Source organism: Bathymodiolus azoricus thioautotrophic gill symbiont (genome assembly GCF_001298715.1).
In the GTDB taxonomy this organism is placed as follows: Bacteria; Pseudomonadota; Gammaproteobacteria; order PS1; family Pseudothioglobaceae; genus Thiodubiliella.
In genome coordinates this window covers 1-3,620 of sequence record NZ_CDSC02000300.1, presented here as the reverse complement: position 1 = coordinate 3,620, position 3,620 = coordinate 1, and the positions used below count along the sequence as shown (strand labels likewise).

Sequence of the window (3,620 nt, the reverse complement as noted above, 5' to 3'; positions counted from 1 at the left end):
GTGTGGTAGAGTGTTATTTTAATGGGGTTACCCACTCAGGATTTGAAAGAACCTCTTTTTTTCTCCATTATCTAAATCATCTGCATGTATTATGCCAGTTTCTGGTTTATTGTTAATGATTGGATATCCTTGATAAGAATTATCATTGTAGTTAAAATGCAGCTGTAGCTTATCTTCTCGTATTTCAACACTTGTTAATATTTTTCTCATGATAAAAACTGCCCTTGTTTAAGCGCTTTAATTTGGTTGCGTGTATCAGCCGCTTGTTCAAATTTGAGCTCTTCTGCAAATTGATACATTTGTTTTTCTAAGATTTTAAGTTCTTTTGCTAATTGCACAGGGGTTAATTTTGCTATAGTTTGTGTGTCATACTCCCCTTCAGAATCTGCCACTCTTGCATCGGTGTCTAAAATATCAACAATCGGTTTAACCACGCCTTTAGGCGTAATATTATTGGCTTCATTGTGGGCTTGTTGTTTTTTGCGTCTTCGTGTGGTTTCGTCCATTGCCCTTTGCATGGAATTGGTAATCCTATCAGCATACAAAATCGCATGGCCATTGATGTTTCTCGCAGCACGCCCCATGGTTTGAATCAAGGAGCGCTCAGAGCGTAAAAAACCTTCTTTATCCGCATCTAAAATTGCCACTAAAGACACCTCAGGTATATCCAAACCCTCTCTGAGTAAGTTGATACCTACTAATACATCAAACACACCTAGGCGCAAATCACGAATAATCTCTACCCGCTCAACGGTATCAATATCAGAGTGTAAATATCGAACTTTAACATTGTGCTCATTGAGATAATCACTGAGTTGCTCGCTCATTCGCTTGGTTAAAGTCGTTACCAAAACTCGCTCACCAACTGCCACACGCTTGTGTATTTCACTGAGCAAATCATCAACTTGTGTCTCAATAGGGCGCACTTCAATCTCAGGGTCCAACAAGCCTGTGGGGCGCACCAATTGCTCGGCAATCACGCTAGAAACATCCAGCTCATATTGTGCAGGTGTGGCTGAGACTAAAATACATTGATGGATTTTATCCTCAAACTCACTAAATTTTAATGGGCGATTATCCAGTGCTGAAGGCAGCCTAAAGCCAAAATCAACTAGCGTTGTTTTACGCGCCCTATCGCCGTTATACATACCGCCAATCTGGCTTGCACTCACATGTGACTCGTCCAAAATTACCAGTGCATCTTCAGGTAGATAATCTAGTAGTGTCGGTGGTGGTTGCCCTACTTTTCTACCTGAAAGGTAGCGTGAATAATTCTCAATACCATTGCAATAACCGAGCTCACGCATCATTTCAATATCCATATGCACTCGCTGTGTTAGGCGTTGTTCTTCGACCAGTTTATTGGCTGATAGCAATTCCTTGCGACGCACTTTAAGCTCATCTTTAATGTCATCCAACATATTTAGAATCTTAGACTTAGGCGTCACATAATGTGTTTGTGGATATACCGTTATTCGTTGTAATAGTTTAAGTTTTTCACCTGTGAGTGGGTCAAACCAATAAATTGCTTCAATCTCATCGTCAAACATCTCAAGTCTTAGGGCTTGCTCTTCCGAGTCTGCGGGGAATATATCAATCACCTCACCCTTCACTCTAAAATGCCCGCGTGTTAAACTGACATCATTACGCGTATATTGCATTTGCGACAAGCGTGACAAAATTTCACGCTGATTGATGACCTCACCTACGCTCAAATGCAATAACATTTGCATATAACTTTCAGGGTCCCCCAAACCATAAATTGCCGAAACACTGGCAATAATAATAACATCCTCTCTCTCCAATAAAGCCTTGGTCGCTGAGAGGCGCATTTGCTCGATTTGTTCGTTAATTGATGAGTCTTTCTCAATGTAAGTGTCGCTCGCTGGCACATATGCCTCAGGTTGATAATAATCATAGTAAGAAACAAAGTATTCCACTGCATTATTCGGGAAAAACGCCTTCATCTCGCTGTATAGCTGCGCTGCAAGCGTTTTGTTTGGCGCCATAATTAAGCTCGCTCGTTTGGTTTGCTTAATCACATTTGCCAAAGTGAAAGTCTTACCAGAACCCGTTACACCCAAGAGTGTTTGAAACTTTTCTCCAGCATTAACGCCATCAACCAAGGTTTTAATTGCTTGTGGTTGATCCCCCATTGGAGAAAAATTAGATTCTAATTGAAATTTTTTACCCACTACGCTGATTTTTGATTATCATAACCTATCAATTTTAAAACATTTAAAGCACTATGTCTAATCAACTCTCATCTCGCGTTCAAAAAGTTAAACCTTCTGCCACCCTTGCTGTTACCGCCAAAGCCAATGAATTAAAAGATCAAGGTATACAAATCGTACCCATGGGTTCGGGTGAACCTGATTTTGACACACCTATAAATATCCAACAAGCAGGTATTAATGCGATTAAAAGTGGGCAAACGCGCTATACAGCGGTGGATGGCACGCCTGCATTAAAAAATGCTATTATCAGTAAATTTAAGCGTGAGAATGCTCTAGATTACACAACTGCCGAAGTCATGGTGTCATCAGGTGGCAAACAGGTGTTTTATAACTTATGTCAAGGCGTGCTTGATGCTGGCGATGAAGTGATCATCCCATCGCCTTATTGGGTTAGTTACCCTGATATGGTGATTTTAGCAGATGCCACACCTGTCATTGTTGAGACTGGTTTAGAGCAAGATTTTAAAATCACGCCTAAGCAATTAGAAAACAGCATCACTGAAAAAACCAAACTGTTCGTTATCAATAGCCCTTCCAATCCAACAGGTGCAGTTTACTCTAAGGCAGAATTACAAGCATTGGCAACAGTGTTAAAAAAATACTCTCAAATTTTAATTATCACTGATGATATCTATGAGCATATCCGTTGGGATGATGATAATTTTATAAATATCGTCATGGTTGACAACGACCTAAAAGAGCGCACCATTATCCTAAATGGTGTTTCCAAAGCTTATGCAATGACAGGTTGGCGCATTGGTTATGGTGCAGGCCCAGAAACCATTATCAAAGCAATGAAAAAAATCCAAGGACAATCCACTTCAAACCCTTGTTCTATTGCTCAAGCAGCAGCGTTAGAAGCGTTAAATGGCGACCAAAGTATTATCAATACCATGGTATCTGCCTTTGAGGAGCGTCACGATTTTATCGTTGATGCGCTTAATGCTATTGATGGCATCCAATGCCCCAAATCCCAAGGCGCCTTCTATTCGTTCCCGCGCGTTGAAGGTTTAATCGAGCGTTTGGGCTTGAAAGACGATGTAGAACTGTCTACTTATTGTTTGGAAAAACTTAATATTGCCTTGGTACCTGGCTCTGCCTTTGGCGCACCGGGTTATGTGCGTTTTTCATTTGCCACCAGTATGGACAATATTAAACAAGCTGTTAAAAGGTTAAGTGAGCTTTAAAAGCTATTTGGAAAATTCAGGCGATCTACTTCTAAACGCCAAAGCAATCTTTTTAAGGAGTCTTGGATTCACATCATAAGTGCAACACTCAATTAGTCGGCCAAAGGGTATATTAACCACCCTTAATCCGACAAGAAAAAGGAGTGAAACATGCAAAAATATACACAATTGACCTACGAACAAAGATACCATATTT

The 3,620-nt window shown here is 40.4% G+C and carries 3 protein-coding genes; 1 reads left to right on the top strand and 2 read right to left on the bottom strand.

What is annotated here, in order from left to right; genetic code table 11:
* Positions 1-27 precede the first annotated feature (27 nt).
* Complete coding sequence (locus BAZSYMA_RS05765) at positions 28-210, bottom strand: hypothetical protein (protein WP_090716588.1); 183 nt, start codon at positions 208-210, stop codon at positions 28-30.
* On the bottom strand, positions 207-2,195 hold the full coding sequence (gene uvrB / locus BAZSYMA_RS05760; RefSeq protein WP_090716585.1) for an excinuclease ABC subunit UvrB: 1,989 nt from the start codon (positions 2,193-2,195) through the stop codon (positions 207-209). Before uvrB ends, BAZSYMA_RS05765 begins: the two co-directional genes overlap by 4 nt.
* 53 nt (positions 2,196-2,248) lie before the next feature.
* On the opposite strand from uvrB, the gene BAZSYMA_RS05755 reads away from it, so the two are divergent.
* Positions 2,249-3,424: a pyridoxal phosphate-dependent aminotransferase gene (locus tag BAZSYMA_RS05755; RefSeq protein ID WP_090716582.1), complete on the top strand. Its 1,176-nt coding sequence runs from the start codon at positions 2,249-2,251 to the stop codon at positions 3,422-3,424.
* Positions 3,425-3,620 lie beyond the last annotated feature (196 nt).